Genomic DNA, 23,443 nt, shown 5'->3' with positions numbered 1-23,443 from the left:
CTACATTGCTGTCGCCCGCCGGAACGAGGTGGAACATGGCACACCGGACGTCACCGATCCGGCGGACGACGGCCGGGGCCGCCGCGGTCCTGCTCGGGACGCTCGGGGCCGGGTGCGCGCGCGACGCGCCGGGGCCGGTCACCCCGCAAGCCTCGCCGGGAGCGACCACCGGCGCGCCGGCCGGCCCGCCCGCCGTCGGCACCCCTGGCACCTCGCCGCCGGCCACCGTGGGGACCGGGGACTTCCCCGGGACGGCGTGGGAGCGGGGGAACGCGCGCGAGGCGGGGTTCGATCCCCGGGAGCTGGCGAAGGTCGCGGCGCGGGCCCGCGAGAACGGGTCGAACTGCCTGGTCGTGCTGCGGCACGGGAAGGTCGTGGCGGACTGGTACTGGAACGGGACCACCGCGTCGTCCCGCCAGGAGGTCTTCTCGGCGACGAAGTCGTACACGAGCACGCTGGTGGGGATCGCGGAGGCCGAAGGGCTGCTGGACATCGACGACAAGGTGTCCGAGTACGTCCCCGAGTGGGCCGGGACGGCGGCGGGGGACGTGCGGATCAGGAACATCCTGAGCAACGACTCCGGGCGGCACTGGGATCTGACCACCGACTACCGCGGGCTCGTCCAAGCGGCGGACCGCACGGGGTTCGCGGTGAAGCTGTCGCAGGACGCGGCGCCGGGGAAGGTGTGGGCCTACAACAACGCGGCCATCCAGACGCTGGACGCGGTGCTGCGGAAGGCGACCGGCAAGGAGCCGGGCGAGTACGCGCGGGAACGGCTGCTCGGGCCGCTCGGGATGCGGAACTCGGAGATGACGCGGGACCGGGCGGGAAACACCAACATGTTCTTCGGGTTGCGGTCCACGTGTGAGGACATGGCCCGGTTCGGCCATCTGTTCCTGCGGGGCGGGGTGTGGCACGGGGCCCGGCTGGTCCCTGCGCGGTGGGTGAAGGCGGCGACCGGGCGGCCGTCCCAGAAGATCAACGCGGCCTACGGCTACCTGTGGTGGATCAACGCGCGGGGCACGGTCACGGGCCCGCTGCGGGCCACCACCCGGGCGGAGAGCGACCAGGCCCGGCCCGCGCGCCTGGTGAGCGGCGCCCCGCCGGACATGTACTGGGCGATCGGCCTCGGCGGGCAGGTGATCCAGGTCGACCCGGGCTCGGACACCGTGGTCGTCCGCCTCGGCCCCGGGAACACGGGGTCGCGGTACGGCGCGCAGGACACCGCGAAGGCCGTCACCCAGGCCCTCACCGAACCGGGGCCCTGAGATGTGGCGATGGGGAACCGCCGGTTTGGCGTTCTGCGCGTTGTCGGCCGGGCTGTGGTTCCTGCTGCGCGCCTGGGGCCTGGAGACCGTGGCCAACCTCGCGGGGCTGGTGTCGCTGCTGGTCCCCGCCACGGTGGGGATCGTGGGCTGGGCACGGACGCAGCACCGGCACCCGGAGCCGCCCCGGCCCGCCGCGCCGTCCAGGTCACGGGCCGCTCCCCGGGCGGGGGCCAGGAAGGCCGGGTGGAAACGGAGTATCGGGGGTGGCGTGTACTCCGGTCCCGCGGTGGCGGACGGCATGGTCTACGTGGGCGGCAACGACGGCAAGGTGCACGCGCTGGACGCCGCCACCGGCCGGGTGCGCTGGACCCGGAGGACCGGCGGCTACGGCACCTCGGCCCCCGTGGCGGTGGACGGCGTCCTCTACGCCGGCGGCGGCAAGGTGCACGCGCTGGACGCCGCGAGCGGCCGGGTGGTCTGGGCCCGTGAGACCGGCGATCAGGTCTCCACCGGTCCCGCGGTGGCCGGGGGTGTGGTCTACGCCGGCAGCGGCCGCGTGCTGTACGCCTTGGACGCCGCCACCGGCGCGGGCGTCTGGAGCTTCACCGCCGGTGAGATCATCACCGGCCCGGCGGTGGCGGAGGGCCTCGTCCTCATCGGCAGCTGGGACCACCACGTGTACGCCCTGGACGCCGCCACCGGCGCCGTGCGCTGGAGCCACGCCACCGGTGGGCGCGTCAGCGGCAGGCCGGCGGTGGCCGGCGGCACCGTTCACGTCGGCAGCCACGACTGCCACGTGTACGCGCTCGACGCGGCCACCGGCACCGTCCGCTGGAGACACGGCACCGGTGGGGCCGTGTCCGGCGGCGCGGCGGTGGCGGGCGGCGCCGTCCACATCGGCAGCGAGGACCGCACGCTGTACGCGCTGGACGCCGCGACGGGCGAGGCCCGCTGGACGTACACCCCGATCAGCGCGTACAGCGGCGGATGGACGACCCCGGCGGTGGCGGGCGGCATCGTCTACGCCGCCACCCCCGGTGGGGGGGTGTTCGCGCTGGACGCCGCCACCGGTCATGTGCGCTGGCACGTCTACACGCATGGACTCGTCGGCGGCGGTCCCGCCGTCGCGGACGGTGCCGTGTACGTCGGGGACAGCACCCGCCACGTGTACGCGATGGAGGCCACCACGGGGCGGCTCGGCTGAGCCGAGCAGGGCGCAGGACAACCAGAAGTAGTCACTTAGCGTGACAGAGTTCAAGATTCATCCCCTTTCTACCTCGTGTTATGCGCAAAGGGGCGTTTGACCGCGGCTTCTCTCGGTAACCAGACCAGCGCGGCCCTACGGAGGTAAGCCGATGCGGTTTCTGGGGATCAACGCCATATTCCATGATCCGGCGGCGGCGCTGGTCGTGGACGGGGAGGTCGTCGCGGCGGCCGAGGAAGAGCGGTTCAGCCGCCGCAGGCACGGGAAGCGGCCCGTGCCGTTCTCGGCCTGGGAGCTGCCCGAGCAGGCGGCGGCCTGGTGCCTGCGGAAGGCGGGGCTGCGGGCCGAGGACCTGGACGGGGTGGCGTACTCGTACGACCCGGAGCTGGTGCGGCCGGACGGGCCGGGGCTGGACCCGTGGTGGGAGGAGCTGCGGACGACGTACGCGCGGCGGGCGCCGTCGTTCCTGGCGGCGGCGCTACCGGGGCTGGACGCCGCGCAGGTGACGTTCGTGCCGCATCACATCGCGCACGCGGCGTCGGCGGGGCTGGCCGCGCCGTACCGCCGGTCGGCCGTGCTGGTGTGCGACGGGCGCGGCGAGGCCGTGTCGCACGTGGCGGGGGTGTACCGCGACGGTGAGCTGACCGTGCTGGCGGCGCAGGAGCTGCCCCACTCGCTCGGGCTGATGTACGAGGAGGTGACGGCGCACCTCGGCTTCCAGCGGGCCGGCGACGAGCACAAGGTGATGGCGCTCGCGGCCTACGGCGAGCCGCGTCACCTCGGGGAGCTGCGGGACCTCGTCCGGGCCACCGGCGACGGCGGGTTCCACGTGGAACAGATCGACTGGGGCGGCTACGCCAAGGCGGGGACCGGGGACGCGAGCCGGACGGCGGAGCAGGCGGATCTGGCGGCCAGTGTGCAGCGGCGGCTGGAGGAGGTGCTGCTGGAGCTGGCCTGGTGGTTGCACGATCGGACGGGCGAGCGGTGCCTGACGATGGCGGGCGGGGTCGCGCTCAACTGCGTGGCCAACACGCGGCTGCTGCGTGAGGGGCCGTTCGAGCAGGTCTGGGTGCAACCGGCGGCCGGGGACGCCGGGACCGCGATCGGCGGGGCGCTGCACCTGGCGCGGCTGTACGGCGAGCCGGTGACGCCGATGGCCGGGACCGCCCTCGGGCGGGGGTGGACCGACGAGGAGCTGGCGGCGTGGCTGGACGGCGCGGGCGTCCCCTACCGGCGGCCCGCCGACCTGGCGGGGGCGGTGGCGGCCGAGCTGGCCGCCGACCGGATCGTCGCGTGGTTCCAGGGACGGTCGGAGTACGGCCCCCGCGCGCTCGGGCGGCGCTCGCTGCTGGCGCACCCCGGACGGGCCGCGAACATCGACCGGCTGAACGCGATCAAGGGCCGCGAGCCGTGCCGGCCGGTCGCGTCGATGGTGCTCGCCGAGCGGGCCGGGGCGATCTTCACAAGCGGGCCGCTGCCGAGCCCGTACATGCTGTTCGTGCACGACGTGCGCCCCGGGTGGTGGGATCGCATCCCTGCCGTGGTGCACGTGGACGGCACGGCGCGGGCGCAGACCGTGGACCGGGCGTCCGAGCCGTTGCCGGCCCGGCTGCTGGTGGAGTTCGAGGCGCGCACCGGGCTCCCCGTCCTCGCCTGCACCGGCCTGAACACGGCGGGACGCCCCAGGGTGGACGACCCTCGCGACGCGCTGGAGTTCTTCGGCGCCGCGCCGGTGGACGTGCTCGCGCTCGGGCCTTACCTGGTGCGCCGCGGGGAGGTGTACTCCACATGATCACCGTAGTGATCCCCACCATCGGGCGCCGCAGCCTGACCCGCACCCTGGCCGCCCTGGGCTCCGACACCCCCACCATCGTGGTGGACGACCGGCCCCGGTTCTGCCCCGAGTTGCGGGTACCCGGCCATGTGCGGGTGCTGCGCACCGGGGGCCGGGGCCCCGCGGCGGCCCGCAACGCGGGCTGGCGTGCGGCGCGCACCCGCTGGGTCGCGTTCCTGGACGACGACGTCGTCCCGCAGCCCGGATGGACCCGTGACCTGGTCACCGACCTGGCCGGCCTGCCCGCCGAGGTGGCGGGCAGCCAGGGCCGCCTGATCGTGCCCCTGACCGAGGGCCGCCGCCCCCGCGACGCCGAGCGCGACACCGCCGGCCTGGCCCGCGCGGGCTGGGTCACCGCCGACATGGCGTACCGCCGGATCGCCCTGGAACGCCTCGGCGGCTTCGACGAGCGTTTCCCCCGCCCCTACCGCGAGAACACCGACCTGGCCCTACGCCTCCTCCGCGCCGGCTACGCCCTGGTGAAAGGCAGGCGCGTGAGCCACCACCCCGCCCGCCAAGACAGCTTCCTGACCAGCCTCCGAGCCCAGAAACTCAACGCCGACGACGCCCTGATGCGCCACCTCCACGGCCCCAACTGGCAAGCCACCATAGGCGTCCCCCCCGACCACCTCCCCCACCACGCCACCACCACCGCCCTAGCCCTCCTCACCTGCGCCCTAGCCCTAACCGCCCCCTCCCACCCCAAAGCCACACCCGCCGCCCTACTAACCTGCACCGCCTGGCTAACCCTGACCGCCAAACTAACCTGGACCCGCCTACCCCCACCCCCCCACACCCCAGAAGACCTACTCCGAACAACCCTAACCAGCCTGGTAATCCCCCCACTGGCCTGCGCCCACCGCCTACACGGCGAACTAAGAGCCCGCCGATGAACGGCCCAATCCAAAGCCCCCTCCCCAGGGCCAACGCGCCACACATGCGTACACCCAAATTGAGCTCACCCCGAGCAAGCGCACCAGAGGTGAACACACCGCAGGTGAACACACCGCAGGCGAACACACCGCAGGCGAACACACCGCAGGTGAACACAGTGGAGGCGGGCCCGCCGACCGTGCGTGCGTCAGGAACACATACGACGGGTAACGGAGGACGGGTACGGAATTCGGGGGTGGCCGGAAACCGCGGAAGAGGTGACGCGGATGGCGGTCACCTGCCTGGCGACTCCCCCCGTGACATGCACCCACCGCCGATGCGGCGAGTTGCGAGCACCCCGTTGAGGGGCGCACGGCAAAGGCGCCTGTCCAGGGGGAGCGCGCCGGACATGCGTGCGCCCGGAGCAAACGCGCCGAGGGCGAGCGCGCAGAGGGCGGACGCGCCGACCGTGCGGACGCCGGGAACACACACGACGGGTAACGGAGGACGGGTACGGAATTCGGGGGAGGGCGGGGCCGTGCTGGTGGTGCGGCTGGACGGGGTTGGGGATGTGTTGCTGGCCGGGCCGGCGGTGAGGGCGGTGGCGGCGGGGGCGGGGCGGGTGGTGGTGCTCGCTGGGCCGACAGGGGTTGCGGCGGCGGAGTTGCTGCCGGGGGTGGATCGGGTGCTGGAGTGGCGGGCGCCGTGGATCGACGTCGAGGGGCGGCCGTTGACGCCGGAGCACGCGGAGAGTCTGGTCGCCATGGTGCGCGAGGTGGCGCCCGAGACCGCGGTGATCCTGACGTCCCGTCACCAGTCGTCGCTCCCGACGGCCCTGCTGCTGCGCCTGGCGCGCGTGCCGCGGATCATCGCGATCAGCGAGGACGAGCCCGGCTCGCTGCTCGACATCCGGCACATCGTGGACGAGAGCACCGACGTCCCTGAGGCGCTGCGCATGCTGGCCCTGGTGCGCGCCGCGGGCTTCGAGCTCCCCGCCGGGGACGAAGGACGGCTGGAGGTCCGGCGCCCGCTGCCGGAGGTGGGGCACCTCACCGGCCCCCCGGGATACGTGGTCGTCCACCCGGGAACCACGGCCCCGGCCCGCGCCTGGCCGGCCGAGCACCACGCGCGGGCCGTGAAGGAGCTGGTACTAGGCGGGCTCCCGGTCGTCGTCACCGGCGATCCCGACGAGCAGGCGCTCACCGCGCGGGTCGCCGGCGCGTACGGCGCCGACCTCGGCGGCGTGACGACGCTGCACGAGCTCGCGGCCGTGCTGGCGAGGGCGGCGGCCGTCGTGGTGGCCGACACCGGCCCCGCGCACCTGGCCGCGGCCGTCGGCACCCCCGTGATCAGCCTGTTCGCCCCGATCGCCCCCGCGGCACGCTGGGCGCCGTACCAGGTCCCCGTGATCCTCCTCGGCGACCAGGACGCGCCGTGCCGGGCCAGCCGCGCGCGGGAGTGCCCGGTGCCCGGCCACCCATGCCTGTCCTCGGTGACCCCCGACCAGGTCGTGGCGACGATACGCGACCTGATCGCCACCACCACCCCCGGCATGCTGCGCCACGCGGTCACCCCGGCACCCGCCGACGACCGGCCGGACGCGACCGGAGCACCACCTGACGACGTACGCACCGGCCGCGACCACCCGGTCGCCACCGGAGCGCCGCCTGATGATGTGCGCGCCGGTGGCGACCGTCCCGACGCCACCGGAGCGCTGCCCGAGGGCGTGCGATGAGGATCGCCATCGTGTCGGCGCACACGGACCCGCTGGGCGGGGCGGACACGGACGGGCAGGTCGCCGGGCTGGCCGTCGCCCTGGCCGAGCTGGGCCACGCGGTGACGGTGTACACCCGCAGGACCGGCGCGGACCAGGACACCCCGGCACTCCTGGCGCCGGGAGCCGTGGTGGAGTACGTACCCGCCGGCCCGCCCGAGCCGCTGACCAAGGACGCGCTGCCGCCGTACATGCCCGCCTTCGCCGCCTGGCTGGCCCGCAGGTGGACGCTGGACCGGCCCGACGTGGCGCACGCGCATCACTGGATGAGCGGGACGGCCGCCCTCAACGCCGCCACCTGGCTCGCCGTCCCGGTCGTGCAGACGTTCCACACGCTCGGCACGGTAGAGCGGCGCTGGCAGGGCACCGTCTCGGACGAACGCATCGCCGCCGAGCGGGACATCGGGCGCCGTGCCATCGCGATCATCGCCACCTGCACGGACGAGGTGCGGGAACTGGCCGCGATGGGCGTGCCCACCGAACGGATCACCGTGGTGCCGTACGGTGTGGACCTCGGCAGGTTCAGCCCGGACGGCCCGGCCGCGCGCCCCGCCGACCAGGACGGCAGGCCGCTGACCGCGCAGGTGCTGAGCGTCGGCAGGCTGATCCCCCGCGAGGGCGTGGACACCATCATCGAGGCGCTCCCCCGGGTGCCCGAGGCCCGCCTCATCGTCGCGGGCGGCCGGCCGGGCGACGCCGAGTGGCTGCGGCTGCGGGCGCTGGCCTCGGCGTCCGGCCTGGCCGCCCGGGTGCGCCTCATCGGCGGCGTCGGCCACGCCGAGATGCCCGCGCTGGTCCGGTCGGCGCAGGTCGTGGTGAGCGTGCCGTGGTACGAGCCGTTCGGCATGGTCCCGGTGGAGGCGATGGCGTGCGGGATACCGGTGGTGGCCTCGGCGGTCGGCGGCCACCTGGACACGGTCCCCGGCTGCGGCATCCTGGTCCCGCCCCGGCGCCCCCTCCCCCTCGCCAAGGCGTTGCGCGACCTGCTGGCCCACCCCGGCCTGCGCGCGTCCCTGGCCGCCGCGGGACTGCGCCGCGCCAGGTCGCGGTACGGCAGGCCGTGGGTGGCGGCGCGCACCGAGTCGGTGTACCGCGAAGCGATCGGCGAACGTGCCGACCGCCTCGCGACGGCGGAGGGATGAGGCCGTGCACCCGCGTCCGGCGCGGCTGAGGGGGGCACCGGCGGACGCGCCGCGGGCGGACCAGGCCACGGACACGCCCCCGGCCGCCCAGACCGCGGACACGACCCCGGCCGCCCAGACCGCGGACACGACCCCGGCCGCCCAGACCGCGGACACACCCCCGGCGGACCAGGCCGCGGACGCGCCCCGGCCGGACCACGCGCTCACCGGCATGGCGCCGAACCCGGTCACGACCCGCCGCGACGAGTCCGTCCCTTCCTCTGCCGCCGCGACCGGCCAGGAGCCCCGCCGCACCGCGATCCACGTGCTCCGCGACATGATCGAGGAGGCGGGGACATGAGCGCCACCGGGCCGGTCGTCGTGATCGGGGATTCGTTGCTGGACGTCGACGTGGAAGGCGACGCCGACCGGCTGTGCGCGGACGCGCCGGTGCCGGTGGTGCGGGGCGTGGCCGAGCGGCGGCGGCCGGGTGGGGCGGGGCTGGCGGCGCTGCTGGCGGCGCGGTCCGGAGCCGAGGTGGTGCTGATCACCGCGCTCGGGGAGGACTCGGCGGGGCGGTGCCTGCGCGGGCTGCTGTCCGGCTTCGCCGAGGTGGTGCGGCTGCCCCTGCGCGGCACCACGGCGCGCAAGACGCGGGTCCGCGCCCGGGGCCAGACCCTGCTGCGGGTCGACACGGGGGACGGCCGGGCGTGGTGCGGCCCGGAGGGCGGGCGGGCGGCGTGGGTGCTGCGGCACGCGGGCGCCGTCCTGGTGTCCGACTACGGCCGGGGCACCGCGGAGGCCGTGCGCGACCTGCTCGGCTGCCTGACCATGCCGCTGGTGTGGGACCCGCACCGGGCCGGTTCCCTGCCGGTGCCGGGCTGCGCGCTGGTCACCCCGAGCGAGAGCGAGACCGCCGGGCTGTGCTCCAGGCCCTACCCCCTGCCGGAGCTGGCGGCGCGCGGGCTGGCACGCGAGCTGCACGCGTCGGCGGTGGCCGTCACGCTCGGCGGCGCGGGCGCGGTGCTCGCGACCGCGCAGGGCCGCACCGTCCGCGTACCCTCCCCCGCGCCAGCCACCGGGTACGACACCTGCGGCGCCGGTGACCGGTTCGCCGCCGCGGCGGTGCTGGCGCTGCGGGACGGCGCGGGTGCCGAGGAGGCGACGCGCACGGCCGTCGCCGAGGCGACCAGCTTCGTGAGGGCGGGCGGCGCCACCGCGATCCGCCTGCCCGAACCCGCGCCGTCCGGGCCGCCGCGCACCGCCGCCGAGCTCGCCGCGCTGACCCGCGCGTCCGGCGGCACGCTGGTCGCGACCGGCGGGTGCTTCGACCTGCTGCACACCGGGCACGTCAGCCTGCTGCGCCAGGCGCGGGCCCTCGGCGACGCGCTCATCGTGTGCGTCAACTCCGACGAGTCGGTGCGCCGGCTCAAGGGCCCAGGACGCCCGGTGGTCGCCGAGCGGGACCGGGTGGAGATCCTGCGGGCGCTCGGCTGTGTGGACGGCGTGGCGGTGTTCCCCGAGGACACCCCGGGTGCCCTGATCGAGCGCCTGCGCCCCGACGTGTGGGTCAAGGGCGGCGACTACGCGGGCCTGGAACTGCCCGAGGCCGCGGCGGTCCGCAGATGCGGCGGCGACGTCGTCGTACTGCCCACCGTGCCCGGCCACTCCACGACGCGCCTCATCGCCGCCGCCCAGGACGCGCTGTGACCGGCCCCACCCGGGAGGTGCCCCCATCGGGACCCCGTAAAGCGGTCGTGCGTCGTGACACCGGGGCGGGGGTGGGGCCAGCCTGGACGGAAGGGACGGATCGGCATTCCGGTGACCAGTCGAACCCCCCGTAGCAGGAGGAGCATCGATGATCGGGAACATTCCGTGATGACCGCGCGGCGGGTCGTGGTGACCGGCGGGGCGGGGTTCCTCGGGTCGCATCTGTGCGAGCGGCTGCTCGCGGAGGGCGCGTCCGTCATCTGCATGGACAACTTCCTCACCGGGTCGCCGGGGAACGTGGAGCACCTGCTCGGCCGGCCGAGGTTCCGGCTGATCGAGTGCGACCTCACCGGGTACGTCCACGTGCCGGGGCCGGTGGACCTGGTGCTCCACTTCGCCTCCGCCGCGTCCCCGGTGGACTACCTGCGCCACCCGATCGCGACGCTCAAGGTGGGCAGCATCGGGACGTTGCACGCGCTCGGCCTGGCCAGGGAGAAGGGCGCGCGGTTCGTGCTGGCGTCCACCAGCGAGGTGTACGGGGACCCGCTGGAGCACCCGCAGCGCGAGACGTACTGGGGGAACGTCAACCCGGTGGGGCCGCGCAGCGTGTACGACGAGGCCAAGCGGTTCGCCGAGTCGCTGACCACGGCCTACCGCGTCTCCCACGGGGTGGACACCGGCATCGTGCGGATCTTCAACACCTACGGCCCGCGGATGCGGCCGTACGACGGCCGGGCGATCCCGACGTTCGTCCGGCAGGCCATCAACGGCGAGCCGCTGACGGTCACCGGCACCGGGACGCAGACCAGGTCGATCTGCTACGTGGACGACACCGTGCGCGGGGTGCTGGCCCTGGCGGCGAGCGACTTCCCCGGGCCGGTCAACATCGGCAACCCGGCGGAGCTGTCCATGCTGGCGCTGGCCATGACGATCCGCGAGCTGACGGGGTCGCGCTCGCCCATCGCGTTCGTGGACCGGCCGGTGGACGATCCCGAGGTGCGGCGCCCGGACACCGCGCTCGCGGCGGCCCGGCTCGGGTGGCAGCCCGTGGTCGACGTCGCCGCCGGGCTGCGGCGCACCATCGCGTGGTTCGAGCGGGAACTGCTGGAGACCCGTCCAGCATCCTGAACGGGCGGTTGTAATTTTCAGTTCTCAGCGTCGCGGCTCGGCCTGATAGGGCCAGGTAAGCCGCGCGCCCCGGCGTGCGCCCGGCCGGGATGGGGCGGCGGTTCATGGCGCCGCCTGCGGGTTTCGCTTATGTTTCGCGCAGATCACCGGGCCGTATGACGTGCGCGTCATTTAGCGGCCCAATCTAATCGAAGCGATTCGATTAATTCCCTCCGCTGAAAGGAACGTCATGCGCGAGAGCGCGAGATCCCCCGGACGCCGCCTGGCGGTCACCATGTCGGCGGCCGCCGTCGCGCTGGCCGCGACGGTGAGCACGCTGACCGCCCACGCCGCCGCGGTCGCCTGCGAGGTGCGGTACACCGTCGGTTCGCAATGGGCCGGCGGGTTCTCCGGCAACGTCACCATCGACAACCTCGGCGACCCGGTCAGCGGGTGGCGCCTGGTGTGGAACTTCACCGCCGGGCAGCAGGTCGTCCAGGCGTGGAACGCCACCGTCACCCAGAGCGGCTCCCAGGTGACCGCCGCCGACGCCGGGTACAACGCCTCCATCCCGAGCGGTGGGAACGTGTCGTTCGGCTTCAACGGCTCGTGGAACAACTCCAGCAACCCGGTGCCCACGTCCTTCTCGCTCAACGGCGTCGCCTGCACCGGCGGCCCCGGCCCCACGACCACGCCCACGGTGACCCCCACCGTGACCCCGACCGTCACCCCCACGGTCACGCCGACCGTCACACCGACCGTGACCCCGACGGTCACCCCGACCCCGAGCACCGGGCGGCAGGTAGAGCGGCTGGACCGCGGCCTGGTCAGCGTGCGCTCCGGCAGCGCCAACCTCGTGTCGTGGCGGGTGCTCGGCACCGACCCCGCGGGCGTGGGCTTCAACCTGTACCGCGGCTCCACCCGGGTCAACTCCTCCGTCATCACCGGGGCGACCAACTACCTGGACAGCGGCGCCGCGGCCGACGCGTCGTACACCGTCCGCCCGGTCGTCGGCGGCACCGAGCAGGCGGCCTCCGAGGCGTCGCTGCGCTTCGCCGGCGGCTCGTATCTCGACGTGCCCATCCAGCCGCCGTCGGGCGGCACCTCGCCGGACGGGGTCGCCTACACCTACAGCGCCAACGACGCGAGCGTGGGTGACCTGGACGGCGACGGCCGGTACGAGTTCGTCCTCAAGTGGGACCCGTCCAACGCCAAGGACAACTCGCAGTCCGGCTACACCGGCAACGTCTACGTGGACGCCTACCGCCTGAACGGCACCCGCCTGTGGCGCGTCGACCTCGGGCGCAACATCCGCGCGGGCGCGCACTACACCCAGTTCCAGGTGTACGACTACGACGGCGACGGCCGCGCCGAGGTCGCGATGAAGACCGCGGACGGCAGCGTGGACGGCACCGGCCGGGTGATCGGCAGTTCCTCGGCCGACTACCGCAACTCCTCCGGCTACGTGCTGAGCGGGCCCGAGTTCCTCACCATGTTCAACGGCCAGACCGGCGCGGCGATGTCCACGGTGAACTACGACCCGGGACGCGGCACCGTGTCGTCCTGGGGCGACAACTACGGCAACCGGGTGGACCGTTTCCTGGCGGCCACCGCCTACCTGGACGGCCGCCGGCCGAGCCTGATCATGGCCCGCGGCTACTACACCAGGACCGTCATCGTGGCCTGGGACTTCCGTGGCGGCGCGCTCACCAAGCGGTGGGGCTTCGACTCCAACTCCTCGGGCAACAGCGCGTACGCCGGGCAGGGCAACCACAACCTGTCCGTCGCCGACGTGGACGGCGACGGCCGCGACGAGATCGTCTACGGCTCCATGTGCGTGGACGACACCGGCCGGGGCCTGTGGAACACCAACAACGGCCACGGCGACGCCATGCACGTCGGCGACCTCGACCCGTCCCGCTCCGGCCTGGAAGTCTTCAAGGTCGACGAGGACGGCAGCAAGCCGAGCTCCTGGATGGCCGACGCCCGCACCGGCCAGGTCCTGTGGTCGACCGCCGCCAGCGGCGACAACGGCCGCGGCGTCTCCGCCGACATCTACGCCGGCAGCCCAGGCGCCGAGTCGTGGTCCGCCGCGGTGAGCGGCCTCCTGGACACCCGGGGCCGCAACATCGGCGCCAAGCCCTCGTCCACCAACTTCCTGGCCTGGTGGGACGGCGACCCCGTCCGCGAGCTGCTCGACCAGACCCGCATCGACAAGTACGGCACCGGCGGCGACACCCGCCTGCTGACCGCCTCCGGCGTCCACAGCAACAACGGCACCAAGGCCACCCCCTCCCTCTCCGGCGACCTCCTGGGCGACTGGCGCGAAGAGGCCGTCTGGCCCACCTCCGACAACCGCGCCCTCCGCGTCTACGCCACCACCTCGGTAACCGACCGCCGCATCACCACCCTGATGCACGACACCCAATACCGAGTAGCCATCGCCTGGCAGAACACCGCCTACAACCAGCCCCCCCACCCGAGCTTCTTCATCGGCAACGGAATGTCCGAACCTCCCAGGCCGAACGTCTACACCCCGTGATCGCTTCCAGGTCGTGATCTCGGCCGGTGGGCCGCATGAGGGCGCAGTCGATCAGCGCCCTCATGCGGCCCACCACCTGGCCGGGATCGTCGCCCCTGCCTCCGCGCGGCGGGCGGCGTCGCTCGTGCCACCGGCGCGAAGCCGGGGACCGCGAAGAGACATTGAGCGGACGGCTCAGGTGAGGTAGATCGTGCTTCCCTGGGCTCTCGCGGTCAGGGAGGCGCGCAGGCGCTTGGCGAAGTGGGGTGAGAGCAGGGCGGCTCCCTCTTCTGGAGGGAAGAAGCGGTAGTCGTCGAGTTCCTCCTCCTGCAGGATGATCCCCTCGTCCCCTGGGATCTCGCCGCAGTCGAAGAGGAAATGGATCAGCGGGACGGGGCGGTCGCCGCTGGGCGGGTTCCAGTGGATCACCAACAGGCGGCCTACCGGCAGAGTGAGGCCGAGCTCTTCGGTCACTTCGCGGGCGCAGGCCTGGTCGGGGGTCTCGTGTTCGTCCACGTGGCCGCCGGGCCAGCCCCAGTGGTCGCGGTAGTTGGGCTTCACGAGGAGGACGCGGCCCGTGGGGTCGGTGATCAGCGCGCCTGCGGCGGCGACGGTCTTGTTCAGTTGCGCGAAGAAATCGTGCGCCGGCAGGAAGTTCATGTTCTGAAGGTAACCCCGGCTTCCCCTAGGGGCGGTCCCGTAGGTCTTCAGGCGGACGGCGTGTGGCGGGCTACCCCTGCGGCAGTACCCGTCAATTGCCATTCACGGCTGATGTATCCCCCTTTTTCCACTTCTACCTTCAGAAGAAAAACCGAGCTGGGGGATAGAAACGATGAGACGCCGGAGAAACCTGGCCGCGTCCGTGGGCGGGTGGAGTGCCCGCCACCGCTGGGCGGCGATCATGATTTGGGTGGCCTTCGTCGCGGTGGCCACCATCGCGGGCAGCGCCGTCGGCACGGCCCAGATGAAGGGCTACGAGAGCGCGAACGGCGACTCCCGCGAGGCGGGTCGCATCCTGGACGGGGCCAAGTTCCCCGATGTCGCGGGTGAGGTCGTGCTCATCCAGTCGCCGGGTGACGGGCCGGTGGTCACCGACGCGCGGTTCCGCGAGGCCGTGACCCGGGTCAAGGACGCGGTGACCGCCACGGGGCAGGTCACCAACGTCCGCACGCCGTACGACGACCCGCCGTCGCCGGTCACCCCGGACAAGCACACCACGCTCGTGCAGTTCGACATGAAGGGCGAGGCCAAGTCCGCCGGGGACCGGGTGCAGCCGGTGCTGAACGCCGTGGCCGGCGTGCAGAAGAGCTACCCCGACCTGCACGTCGAGCAGGCCGGCGGGGCGAGCGCGGACAAGCTCATCGGTGAGGCGATCGACAAGGACTTCGTCAGGGCCGAGCAGCTGTCGCTGCCCATCACCTTCGGCATCCTGCTCGCGGCCTTCGGCGCGCTGCTCGCCGCACTGGTGCCCCTGGCGCTGGCGATGACCGCGATCATCGGCGCGACGGGCCTGCTCGCGCTGACCAGCCAGCTCCTGCACGTCGACGGCGCGACGCCGAACCTCATGCTGCTCATCGGCCTCGCGGTCGGCGTGGACTACTCGCTGTTCTACATCCGCAGGGAACGCGAGGAACGGGCGAAGGGCCGCGACAAGCAGCGGGCCATCGAGATCGCGGCGGCCACCTCGGGGCGGGCGGTGCTGATCTCCGGCATCACGGTGATCGTCGCGATGGCCGGGATGTTCCTCACCGGCAACGGCATCTTCATGGGCTTCGCCGAGGGCACGATCCTGGTGGTGCTGGTCGCGATGATGGGCTCGCTCACCGTACTGCCGGCGTTGCTCTCCCTGATCGGCGACAAGATCAACGCACGGCTGATCCACGGCACCGTACGCACGGTCACCGGCGGCCGGGTCACCTGGGAGCGCAAACTCGGGCGCGGCGGCGAGGGCCGCCTGTGGAACGCCGTCCTCACCCCGGTGCTGCGCCACCCGCTGGTGTCGGTCGTGCTCGCGGGCGGCCTGCTCGTCGCGCTGGCCATCCCGGCGTTCGGCCTGCGCACCGGCCCGCAGACGATCGACGACCTGCAGGGCAACTACGCCATCGCCAACACCTTCAAGCGGATCGACGCGGCGTTCCCCGGCGGCAACGAGCCCGCGATCGTGGTGCTCAAGGCGGCGGACGTGACCACGCCCGAGGTGAAGGCGGCCATCGACTCCTTCAAGACCCGGGCGCTGGCCACCGGGCAGACCAACGAGCCGTTCAGCGTGCAGGTCAACCCGGACAAGACGGTGGCGCGGATCTCCATCGGCATGAAGGGCGAAGGCGCGGCCGCCGAGGGGACGGTCCGCACCCTGCGCGAGAAGGTCATCCCCGGGACACTGGCCGGGGTGGGATCGGCGCACGTCACGGGGAACGTCGCCGGGTCGATGGACTTCAACGCGCAGCTCTCCCGGTCGGCGCCGCTGGTGTTCGGGTTCGTGCTGCTGCTGGCCTTCCTGCTGCTGCTGAGCTCGTTCCGGTCGCTGGTGGTCGCGGTGAAGGCGATCCTGCTCAACCTGCTGTCGGTGGCGGCGGCGTACGGGGTGCTGGTGCTGGTCTTCCAGCGCGGGTACGGCGAGGGACTGCTCGGCTTCACCTCCACCGGCACCATCACCGACTGGCTCCCGATGTTCCTGTTCGTGATCCTGTTCGGCCTGTCGATGGACTACCACGTGTTCATCCTGAGCCGGATCCGCGAGGCGTACGACCGGGGCATGCGCACCGAGGACGCGGTCTCGTACGGCATCCGGTCGACGGCGGGCGTGGTGACCAGCGCCGCGCTGATCATGGTCGCGGTGTTCGGGACCTTCGCCACCCTGTCGCTGCTGACCTTCATGCAGATGGGCGTCGGCCTGGCGGCGGCGATCCTCATCGACGCCACCATCGTCCGGGCGGTCCTGCTGCCCGCCACGATGAAGCTGCTCGGCGACTGGAACTGGTACCTGCCGCGCTGGCTGAACTGGCTCCCGGAGCTCTCCCACGGGGACGACGACGATGACGACGACGATCGTCCCGACCTCGTCCAGCAGCGCAGGGAGCCCCTCCCGGTCGGCTGAACACCAAGACCGCCCCGGGACGGACAGCGTCGTCCTCCCGGGGCCCAGAGGACCACGACGGGGGACCAGGGCCTGGCGTCACCTTCCAGGGGGAGGTGACGCCAGGCCGTTTCTCATTCCCCGGGATCTGCCAGCTCGGTGAACGGAGCCGCGAAGTGGGAGGTCCCGATCGCGCCCCGCCTCGCGCGCACACCGTCGAGCACGGCCCGCCGGGTCCGCACGGCCAGCGCCGGGTCCTCGTCGTGGGCGTACGTGATCGCCGGGTTCGCCACCTGGACCGGGTGCACCACGAGGTCACCGGTCAGGGTGACCTCCCCGATCTCGACCACCTGATGCCCCGGCGTGTGCCCCGGAGCGGGCAGCACGCGCACCCCCGGCAGGAGGGTGGCCTCCCCGTCCACCGCGTCGATCAGCGTGGTGAGCGGCCGCAGGACCCGCTGCTGGATGGGATTCGGCCCCCCGTCCTCGATCCACTCGATCTCGGCCCGCTGGATGACATGCCGCGCGTTCGGAAACGCGGGCACCCCCTCGGTGACGGCCCCACTCGCGTGATCACTGTGCAGATGCGTCAGCACCACGGTGTCCACATCCCCCGGCGCGACCCCGTGCCCCGCCAGCTCGGTGATCAACCCCCCCGGCGCCGGCGCCCAACTGGCCGCCGGCGAGTCGGCCCCCCCGATCCCCGCGTCCACCAGCACGACCCGCCCACGCCCGTCCCGCACCAGATAACACCGAAAGTGCAACACCCACTCCTCGTCCCACCCCTCCCACACCGCGGCCCCCCCACCGCGGAACAACTCCCCGAGCGGCCGCCGCAACGCCTTCCCCATAGGCCCCACCGCATCCAGAATCGGCGTGACCTCCACCCCGGACACCAGCCTGGGCGCGTACGACATGGAACCCCCATGGGATCGGCTACCCGCCCACCCTAGATCATCTCGATCCCCGGCCTGATGTGATCAGGTCAGGGCCGACCTGTCCGCGTGTGCCGCGCGGCGGCGGGTGGCGAGTGCGGTGAGGGTCGCCGGAAAAGAGACTGCGCCGAAGGCACCTTTCAAAGGTGCGCATGCCCGCTGAATGTCTGGACATACGCGACGGGAGTGAGAAGGCGCGGGCCTTCGAGAGGGCCCGCGCCTGAGGGGAGGGTCAGTAGGCGATGCCTACTGGTTGTTTTACCGTGGCCGGGTCGTCGAGGGTCGCCAGCATGGCGTGGGCCAGGTCGGCGCGGGAGATGAAGCGGCCGTGGGGGACGTTGCCGCCTATTTCTCGGCGGTAGCGTTCCGTCAGGGGCTTGTCGGTGAGGCGGGGTGGGCGGACGACCGTCCATTCGGTGGTGCTGCGGCGGGCCTCTTCCTCCATGGCGGCGAGGTCGGCGTAGACGTCGCGGAGCAGGCGGCGCAGCAGGGGGGACAGGACGGCGCGGTACAGCATGCCTTCGTCCTCGGGGATGGGGCCGACGGGGACGGCGCTGAGGATGACCAGCCTGCGGACGTCGCTCTGTTCCATCGCCTGGATGATCGCGCGGGTGGCGCCGGTCGCGATGCCGGCGTCCTTGCGGGAGCGGGGGCCTATGGCCGAGATGACGGCTTCCCGGCCGGCCAGCGCGGGGCGCAGCGGGCCGGGGCTCGTCACGTCGGCGGTGATCACTTCCAGGGCCGAGTGGCTGACGGGCAGCCGTGCAGGGTCGCGTACGACGGCGGCCACCTCGTGCCCGGCGTCCAGCGCCTGCTTGACGATGTGCTGCCCCGTGCGGCCGGTGCCCCCGAAGACTGTGAGTTTCATTCGTCGTCTCCCCATGGTTGGTGAGTACTCACTTACATCCTAGAATGGAGACCCTTCTGGCGTGTATCAAAGTTCCGTCCGGTGAAAGGCAGAATCCGTCCGATGCCTCACGAGCGCAGCGGCGCCCTCACCCGGGCCCGTATCCTGGACGCCGCCGTCGAACTCATGCGCACGCTGGGGCTGGCGCGGGTCACGACAAAGGAGATCGCCAAGGCCGCGGGCTGCTCGGAGGCGGCCCTCTACCGCCACTTCTCCGGCAAGGAGGAGCTGTTCGTCACCGTGCTGCAGGAGCGCATGCCCTGGTTCGGCGCCCTGCTGGCCCAGCTGGCCGCGGACGCGAGCGACCAGGCGCCGGAGGAGACCCTCACCGAGATCGCGAGCGCCGCCACACGGTTCTACGAGGCCACCATGCCCATCGGCTCGTCGCTGTTCGCCGAGCCCGCCCTGCTGGAACGCCATCGCGAAGGGCTGCGCAAGATCGGCGCCGGGCCGCAGAAGCCGCTGGAGTCCCTCACCGACCTGCTGCGGACCATGCGGTCGCGCGGCGAGATCCGCCAGGACGCCGACGTGGAGTCGGCCGCCGCGATGCTGCTCGGCGCCTGCCACCAGCGCGCGTTCCTCGGCCACTTCATGGGGCCCGAGGTCCACACCCGTCCCCTCGCGGAGTTCGCGGCCGGCCTGGCGCGTACCGTGCTGCGCGGCATCGCCTGACGACCACCGGGGTAGGCCCCGGGACGGCGGCGTGGCATGATGTTACTCGCGAGTAGCACAGAGGCGTGAAGCCGCCCAGCAACGAGGAGCCAGCCCGTGCCAACGTCCCGTGACGTCGTGTTCGTCGACGGCGTGCGCACCCCCTTCGGCAGGTCGGGGCCGAAGGGCCTGTACGCGGAGACACGCGCCGACGACCTGGTGGTGCGCGTCATCCGCGAACTCATCCGCCGCAACCCCGGCCTGCCGCCCGAGCGGGTCGACGAGGTCGCCATCGCCGCGACCACCCAGATCGGCGACCAGGGCCTCACCATCGGCCGCTCCGCCGCCGTCCTCGCCGGGCTCCCCAAGTCCGTGCCCGGCTACGCCGTCGACCGCATGTGCGCGGGCGCGATGACCGCCGTCACCTCCGTCGCGGGCGGCATCGCGTTCGGCGCCTACGACGTCGCCATCGCGGGCGGCGTGGAGCACATGGGCCGCCACCCCATGGGTGAGGGCGTCGACCCCAACCCCCGGTTCCTGTCCGAGAAGCTGGTGGACGGCTCCGCGCTGGTCATGGGCATGACGGCGGAGAACCTCCACGACCGCTACCCCGAGATCACCAAGGAGCGCGCGGACGCCTTCGCCGTCGCCTCCCAGGAGAAGGTCGCCAAGGCGTACGCCAACAACCGGATCCAGCCCGACCTGGTGCCGATGGCGATCCGCACCGGCGCGCTCGGCTGGGGCCTCGCCACCGAGGACGAGCCGCCGCGCCCCGGCACCACCATGGAGGGGCTCGCCTCGCTCAAGACGCCCTTCCGCCCGCACGGCCGGGTCACCGCGGGCAACGCCGCCGGCCTGAACGACGGCGCCACCGGCTGCGTGCTCGCCGCGGCCGGTACGGCGGCCGAGCTCGGCCTCACACCCAAGATGCGGCTGGTCTCCTACGCCTTCGCCGGGGTCGACCCCGAGGTCATGGGCGTCGGGCCGATCCCGTCCACCGAGCGGGCGCTGCGCCTGGCCGGGCTGTCCATCGAGGACATGGGCCTGGTGGAGATCAACGAGGCGTTCGCCGTGCAGGTGCTCGCCTTCCTGTCCCACTTCGGCATCGCCGACGACGACCCCCGGGTCAACCCGTACGGCGGCGCCATCGCGTTCGGTCACCCGCTGGCCTCCTCGGGGGTGCGGCTGATGACCCAGCTGGCCCGGGAGTTCGGCGACCGGCCCGACGTGCGGTACGGCCTGACCACGATGTGCGTCGGCATGGGCATGGGCGGAACGGTCGTCTGGGAGAACCTCGCCTGGGAGGGCGCCAAGTGAGCGGCATCACCGAGATCTTCGACGACGAGGTCGTCACCCACGCGCTGGTGCGCGACGTGCGGCTGCCGGGCGGCGCGGGCACCATGGCGCTGATCACGCTGGACAACGGCTTCGACCACACCAAGCCGAACACCTTCGGCCCGCGCGGCCTGACCGAGCTCGGCGCGGCGCTGGACGCCGTCGAGGAGCGCACCGACCTCGCCGCGGTCGGCCTCACCGGCAAGCCGTTCATCTTCGCCGTGGGCGCCGACCTCAAGGGCGCCGCACTGGTGCGCCGCCGCGAGCAGGCCGAGGAGCTCGGCAGGCTCGGGCACGAGGTGTTCCGCCGCCTCGGCGAGCTGGAGGTGCCGACGTTCGCGTTCGTCAACGGCGCGGCGATGGGCGGGGGGCTGGAGGTGGCCCTGCACTGCGCCTACCGGACGATCTCCGCGGGCGTCCCGGCGGTCGCGCTGCCCGAGGTCTTCCTCGGCCTGGTGCCCGGCTGGGGCGGCACGCAGTTGCTGCCCCGGCTCATCGGCCCGAGCAACGCCCTCAAGCTGATCATCGACAACCCGCTCGCCCAGAACAAGATGATCGACGGCAGGGAGGCGTATCGGCTCGGCGTGGCCGACGCGATCTTCGAACCCGCCGACTTCCTGGAGGAGTCGCTGCGCTGGGCGGCCCGGGTGCTGACCGGCGAGGCCGCCGTCAGCCGCCCGCCGTTCACCGCGGACGCCGACGCGTGGCAGGCCGCCGTGGCCGGGGCCCGCGCCCTGACCGACCTCAAGGTGCGCGGCGCCTCGCCCGCGCCGTACCGCGCCCTGGAGCTGGTGGAGCTGGCCCGCACCGCCGGGCGGGACGAGGGGTTCGCGGCCGAGACGAGCGCCCTGGCCGACCTGGTGATGGGCGACGAGCTGCGCGCAGGGCTGTACTCCTTCGACCTGGTGCAGCGGCGGGCCAAGCGGCCCGCGGGCGCCCCGGACAGGGCCCTGGCCCGGCCGGTCACCAAGGTCGGCGTGGTGGGGGCGGGCCTGATGGCCTCCCAGCTGGCCCTGCTGTTCGCCCGCCGCCTGGAGGTCCCGGTCGTGCTCACCGACCTGGACCAGGCCCGTCTCGACAAGGGCGTCGGGTACGTCCACGCCGAGGTCGACCGGCTGCTGGCCAAGGGCAGGATCGACGGCGACAAGGCCAACCGGCTCAAGGGGCTGGTCACCGGGTCGCTGACCAAGGACGCGTTCGCCGGGGCCGACCTGGTGATCGAGGCCGTGTTCGAGGACCTCAAGGTCAAGAAGCAGGTCTTCGCCGAGGTCGAGGACGTGGTCGGGCCCGAGTGCGTGCTCGCCACCAACACCTCGTCGCTGCCGATCACCGCGATGGCGGCCGACCTGCGGCACCCCGAGCGGGTGGTGGGGCTCCACTTCTTCAACCCGGTGGCGGTGCTGCCCCTGCTGGAGATCGTCCGCGGCGAGCGCACCGACGATGCCGCGCTGGCCACCGCGTTCGCGGTCGGGAAGGCGCTGCGGAAGTCCAGCGTGCTGGTGAAGGACGCCCCGGCGTTCGTGGTGAACCGGCTGCTGGTGCGCCTCATGGGTGAGGTGATCGGCGCCGTCGACGAGGGCACCTCGATCGAGACGGCCGACCACGCGCTGGACGGCCTGGGGCTGCCCATGACGCCGTTCACCCTGCTTCAGCTGGTCGGCCCTGCCGTGGCGCTGCACGTGGCCGAGACGCTGCACGAGGCGTTCCCCGACCGGTTCGCGGTGTCGGCCAACCTCGCCGAGCTGGTGAAGGCCGGCAAGCCCGGCGTGTACGCGGCGGACATGACCGTCGACCCCGAGGCCCGGGAGATCTTCGCCGGCGCGGGCGACGGGCCCGGCGCCGTCGAGGTCAAGGACCGCGCGCTGCGGGCCCTCGCGCAGGAGGTCCGGCTGATGCTGGACGAGGGCGTGGTGTCCGCGCCCGAGGACATCGACCTGTGCCTCATCCTCGGCGCGGGCTGGCCGTTCCACACCGGCGGCATCACGCCGTACCTCGACCGCACCGGCGTCTCCGCCGCCGTCGCCGGCCGCGCCTTCCTCGCCCCCGGCGTGGCCTCGGTCCCCGCCTGATGGACGCGCCGCGACCTGGGCCCGTCTGCCGCCCGGGGAGCGACGCGGCAGGCACGGGCCGGATCTGAGCCTGATCCGGCGCCCGATCACGCGTCCGGGCGTGATCGGGGGCCGGGTCGGAACGCCGCCCCCGCGCCGCCCCCGGGGCGCTGTGACCGGGGAGGCGCGGGGGTCCGGGATGATTGGGGCATGCTGGCCGACGTCATCGAGCACCTCGCCTGCCCGGTGTGCCGGGAGGACCTCACCCTCGCGGGCGGGGTGGCGCGCTGCGCGGCCGGCCACGGCTTCGACGTCGCCCGGCAGGGGTACGTGAGCCTGCGCACCGGCTCGGCCCCGGCGGGCACGGCCGACACCCCGGCCATGGTGGAGGCGCGGGCCAGGTTCCTCGGCGCCGGGCACTTCGCCCCGGTGGCCGACCGCCTGCGCGAGATCGCCGCGCCGGCCGGTGTGGTGCTGGACGCGGGTGCGGGCACCGGCTACCACCTGGCCGCCGCGCTCGGCCCGGCGGCCGTGGGCATCGCCCTCGACATCTCCAAGCACGCGCTGAAGCGGGCGGCCCGCGCGCACCCCCGGATCGGCGCCGTGGTGGCCGACGTGTGGCGCCCGCTGCCGGTCAAGGACGGCCGGGCCGAGGTGCTGCTCAACGTCTTCGCCCCGCGCAACGGGCCTGAGTTCGCCCGGGTCCTGGCCCCCGGCGGCGTTCTGGCCGTGGTCACCCCGACCCCGGGCCACCTGGCGCCGCTGGTCGCGCGGCTCGGCCTGCTGTCGGTCGGGGAGGCCAAGGAGCGCAGGCTCGGCGAGGCGCTCGCCGGGCACTTCGCCGAGGCCGGGCACATGATCGAGGAGTACGAGCTCACGCTCGGCCACGAGGACGTCGAAGCCGCGGTGGGAATGGGCCCGAATGCCTGGCACACTGACCCGATGGCGCTCGCGAAGGAGATTTCACGGTTGCCGGATCCGGTCGCCGTGAATATGTCGTGCAGGATCTCCATGTTCCGTAAGATCACCTAGAAGCCAAGGAATGAGATTTTCCGCGACTTTGTAGGCCATCTTCCGTT

18 protein-coding genes are annotated in these 23,443 nt (G+C 73.1%); 15 read left to right on the top strand and 3 right to left on the bottom strand.

Features of this window, described 5'->3' with window-relative positions; all coding sequences use genetic code 11:
- Nucleotides 1-35 precede the first annotated feature (35 nt).
- From ACFP1K_RS04480 to ACFP1K_RS04435, 10 genes are all read left to right on the top strand, one after another.
- The gene (locus tag ACFP1K_RS04480; RefSeq protein WP_380747173.1) at nucleotides 36-1,268 is read left to right on the top strand and encodes a serine hydrolase domain-containing protein; all 1,233 of its coding nucleotides are present in this window, start codon (nucleotides 36-38) and stop codon (nucleotides 1,266-1,268) included.
- Between the two features lie 25 nt (nucleotides 1,269-1,293).
- Nucleotides 1,294-2,472 (top strand): outer membrane protein assembly factor BamB family protein, encoded by a 1,179-nt coding sequence (locus ACFP1K_RS04475; protein WP_380747172.1) that lies wholly within the window; start codon nucleotides 1,294-1,296, stop codon nucleotides 2,470-2,472.
- A gap of 151 nt (nucleotides 2,473-2,623) precedes the next feature.
- Nucleotides 2,624-4,264: a carbamoyltransferase family protein gene (locus ACFP1K_RS04470; protein ID WP_380747171.1), complete on the top strand. Its 1,641-nt coding sequence runs from the start codon at nucleotides 2,624-2,626 to the stop codon at nucleotides 4,262-4,264.
- Nucleotides 4,261-5,199 carry a glycosyltransferase family 2 protein gene (locus ACFP1K_RS04465; protein WP_380747170.1) on the top strand — a complete coding sequence of 313 codons (939 nt, stop codon included), beginning with the start codon at nucleotides 4,261-4,263 and terminating at the stop codon, nucleotides 5,197-5,199. The genes ACFP1K_RS04470 and ACFP1K_RS04465 overlap by 4 nt, the downstream gene beginning before the upstream one ends.
- A gap of 518 nt (nucleotides 5,200-5,717) precedes the next feature.
- Nucleotides 5,718-6,914: a glycosyltransferase family 9 protein gene (locus ACFP1K_RS04460; protein WP_380747169.1), complete on the top strand. Its 1,197-nt coding sequence runs from the start codon at nucleotides 5,718-5,720 to the stop codon at nucleotides 6,912-6,914.
- Complete coding sequence (locus ACFP1K_RS04455; protein ID WP_380747168.1) at nucleotides 6,911-8,095, top strand: glycosyltransferase; 1,185 nt, start codon at nucleotides 6,911-6,913, stop codon at nucleotides 8,093-8,095. Before ACFP1K_RS04460 ends, ACFP1K_RS04455 begins: the two co-directional genes overlap by 4 nt.
- Before the next feature lie 4 nt (nucleotides 8,096-8,099).
- Nucleotides 8,100-8,435 carry a hypothetical protein gene (locus tag ACFP1K_RS04450; RefSeq protein WP_380747167.1) on the top strand — a complete coding sequence of 112 codons (336 nt, stop codon included), beginning with the start codon at nucleotides 8,100-8,102 and terminating at the stop codon, nucleotides 8,433-8,435.
- Entirely contained in the window at nucleotides 8,432-9,784 is a 1,353-nt protein-coding gene (rfaE2, locus tag ACFP1K_RS04445; RefSeq protein ID WP_380747166.1) for a D-glycero-beta-D-manno-heptose 1-phosphate adenylyltransferase, read from the top strand. Before ACFP1K_RS04450 ends, rfaE2 begins: the two co-directional genes overlap by 4 nt.
- Nucleotides 9,785-9,952: 168 nt before the next feature.
- Nucleotides 9,953-10,912: a UDP-glucuronic acid decarboxylase family protein gene (locus tag ACFP1K_RS04440; RefSeq protein WP_380747165.1), complete on the top strand. Its 960-nt coding sequence runs from the start codon at nucleotides 9,953-9,955 to the stop codon at nucleotides 10,910-10,912.
- A gap of 229 nt (nucleotides 10,913-11,141) precedes the next feature.
- Complete coding sequence (locus ACFP1K_RS04435; RefSeq protein ID WP_380747164.1) at nucleotides 11,142-13,433, top strand: rhamnogalacturonan lyase family protein; 2,292 nt, start codon at nucleotides 11,142-11,144, stop codon at nucleotides 13,431-13,433.
- 174 nt (nucleotides 13,434-13,607) lie between these two features.
- On the opposite strand, the gene ACFP1K_RS04430 is transcribed toward ACFP1K_RS04435, so the two are convergent.
- A complete protein-coding gene (locus tag ACFP1K_RS04430) occupies nucleotides 13,608-14,072 on the bottom strand; it encodes an NUDIX domain-containing protein (protein WP_380747163.1) in 465 nt (154 codons plus the stop codon).
- Nucleotides 14,073-14,244: 172 nt separating this feature from the next.
- Here ACFP1K_RS04430 and ACFP1K_RS04425 point away from each other — a divergent pair, with 172 nt between their 5' ends.
- On the top strand, nucleotides 14,245-16,509 hold the full coding sequence (locus ACFP1K_RS04425; RefSeq protein WP_380747162.1) for an MMPL family transporter: 2,265 nt from the start codon (nucleotides 14,245-14,247) through the stop codon (nucleotides 16,507-16,509).
- Nucleotides 16,510-16,622: 113 nt separating this feature from the next.
- On the opposite strand, the gene ACFP1K_RS04420 is transcribed toward ACFP1K_RS04425, so the two are convergent.
- Together ACFP1K_RS04420 and ACFP1K_RS04415 are read right to left on the bottom strand one after the other, a co-directional pair.
- Nucleotides 16,623-17,405 (bottom strand): MBL fold metallo-hydrolase, encoded by a 783-nt coding sequence (locus ACFP1K_RS04420; protein ID WP_380747161.1) that lies wholly within the window; start codon nucleotides 17,403-17,405, stop codon nucleotides 16,623-16,625.
- Between the two features lie 250 nt (nucleotides 17,406-17,655).
- Nucleotides 17,656-18,291, bottom strand: a complete 636-nt coding sequence (locus ACFP1K_RS04415) for an NAD(P)-dependent oxidoreductase (protein WP_380747160.1) — start codon at nucleotides 18,289-18,291, stop codon at nucleotides 17,656-17,658.
- Nucleotides 18,292-18,393: 102 nt separating this feature from the next.
- Between ACFP1K_RS04415 and ACFP1K_RS04410 the strand changes: the two genes are divergently transcribed.
- From ACFP1K_RS04410 to ACFP1K_RS04395, 4 genes are all read left to right on the top strand, one after another.
- Nucleotides 18,394-19,002, top strand: a complete 609-nt coding sequence (locus ACFP1K_RS04410; RefSeq protein WP_380747159.1) for a TetR/AcrR family transcriptional regulator — start codon at nucleotides 18,394-18,396, stop codon at nucleotides 19,000-19,002.
- Between the two features lie 96 nt (nucleotides 19,003-19,098).
- Nucleotides 19,099-20,298, top strand: coding sequence for a thiolase family protein (locus ACFP1K_RS04405; protein WP_380747158.1), 1,200 nt, complete (start codon nucleotides 19,099-19,101; stop codon nucleotides 20,296-20,298).
- The gene (locus ACFP1K_RS04400; protein WP_380747157.1) at nucleotides 20,295-22,385 is read left to right on the top strand and encodes a 3-hydroxyacyl-CoA dehydrogenase NAD-binding domain-containing protein; all 2,091 of its coding nucleotides are present in this window, start codon (nucleotides 20,295-20,297) and stop codon (nucleotides 22,383-22,385) included. The genes ACFP1K_RS04405 and ACFP1K_RS04400 overlap by 4 nt, the downstream gene beginning before the upstream one ends.
- Nucleotides 22,386-22,574: 189 nt before the next feature.
- The gene (locus tag ACFP1K_RS04395; protein WP_380747156.1) at nucleotides 22,575-23,396 is read left to right on the top strand and encodes a putative RNA methyltransferase; all 822 of its coding nucleotides are present in this window, start codon (nucleotides 22,575-22,577) and stop codon (nucleotides 23,394-23,396) included.
- Nucleotides 23,397-23,443: the final 47 nt, after the last annotated feature.

Source organism: Sphaerisporangium aureirubrum (genome assembly GCF_042658925.1).
In the GTDB taxonomy this organism is placed as follows: domain Bacteria; phylum Actinomycetota; class Actinomycetes; order Streptosporangiales; family Streptosporangiaceae; genus Sphaerisporangium; species Sphaerisporangium aureirubrum.
The sequence above is the reverse complement of the archived record's forward strand: the minus strand, read 5'-3'. Positions and strand labels throughout refer to the sequence as shown.

Coding starts and splice junctions, on each gene's coding strand:
- ACFP1K_RS04455 (WP_380747168.1), top strand. CDS start 6,911: ATGAGGATCGCCATCGTGTCGGCGCACACGGACCCGCTGGGCGGGGCG.
- ACFP1K_RS04430 (WP_380747163.1), bottom strand. CDS start 14,072: ATGAACTTCCTGCCGGCGCACGATTTCTTCGCGCAACTGAACAAGACC.
- ACFP1K_RS04420 (WP_380747161.1), bottom strand. CDS start 17,405: ATGTCGTACGCGCCCAGGCTGGTGTCCGGGGTGGAGGTCACGCCGATT.
- ACFP1K_RS04440 (WP_380747165.1), top strand. CDS start 9,953: ATGACCGCGCGGCGGGTCGTGGTGACCGGCGGGGCGGGGTTCCTCGGG.
- ACFP1K_RS04395 (WP_380747156.1), top strand. CDS start 22,575: ATGCTGGCCGACGTCATCGAGCACCTCGCCTGCCCGGTGTGCCGGGAG.
- ACFP1K_RS04410 (WP_380747159.1), top strand. CDS start 18,394: ATGCCTCACGAGCGCAGCGGCGCCCTCACCCGGGCCCGTATCCTGGAC.
- ACFP1K_RS04425 (WP_380747162.1), top strand. CDS start 14,245: ATGAGACGCCGGAGAAACCTGGCCGCGTCCGTGGGCGGGTGGAGTGCC.
- ACFP1K_RS04480 (WP_380747173.1), top strand. CDS start 36: ATGGCACACCGGACGTCACCGATCCGGCGGACGACGGCCGGGGCCGCC.
- ACFP1K_RS04415 (WP_380747160.1), bottom strand. CDS start 18,291: ATGAAACTCACAGTCTTCGGGGGCACCGGCCGCACGGGGCAGCACATC.
- ACFP1K_RS04465 (WP_380747170.1), top strand. CDS start 4,261: ATGATCACCGTAGTGATCCCCACCATCGGGCGCCGCAGCCTGACCCGC.
- ACFP1K_RS04435 (WP_380747164.1), top strand. CDS start 11,142: ATGCGCGAGAGCGCGAGATCCCCCGGACGCCGCCTGGCGGTCACCATG.
- ACFP1K_RS04470 (WP_380747171.1), top strand. CDS start 2,624: ATGCGGTTTCTGGGGATCAACGCCATATTCCATGATCCGGCGGCGGCG.
- rfaE2 (WP_380747166.1), top strand. CDS start 8,432: ATGAGCGCCACCGGGCCGGTCGTCGTGATCGGGGATTCGTTGCTGGAC.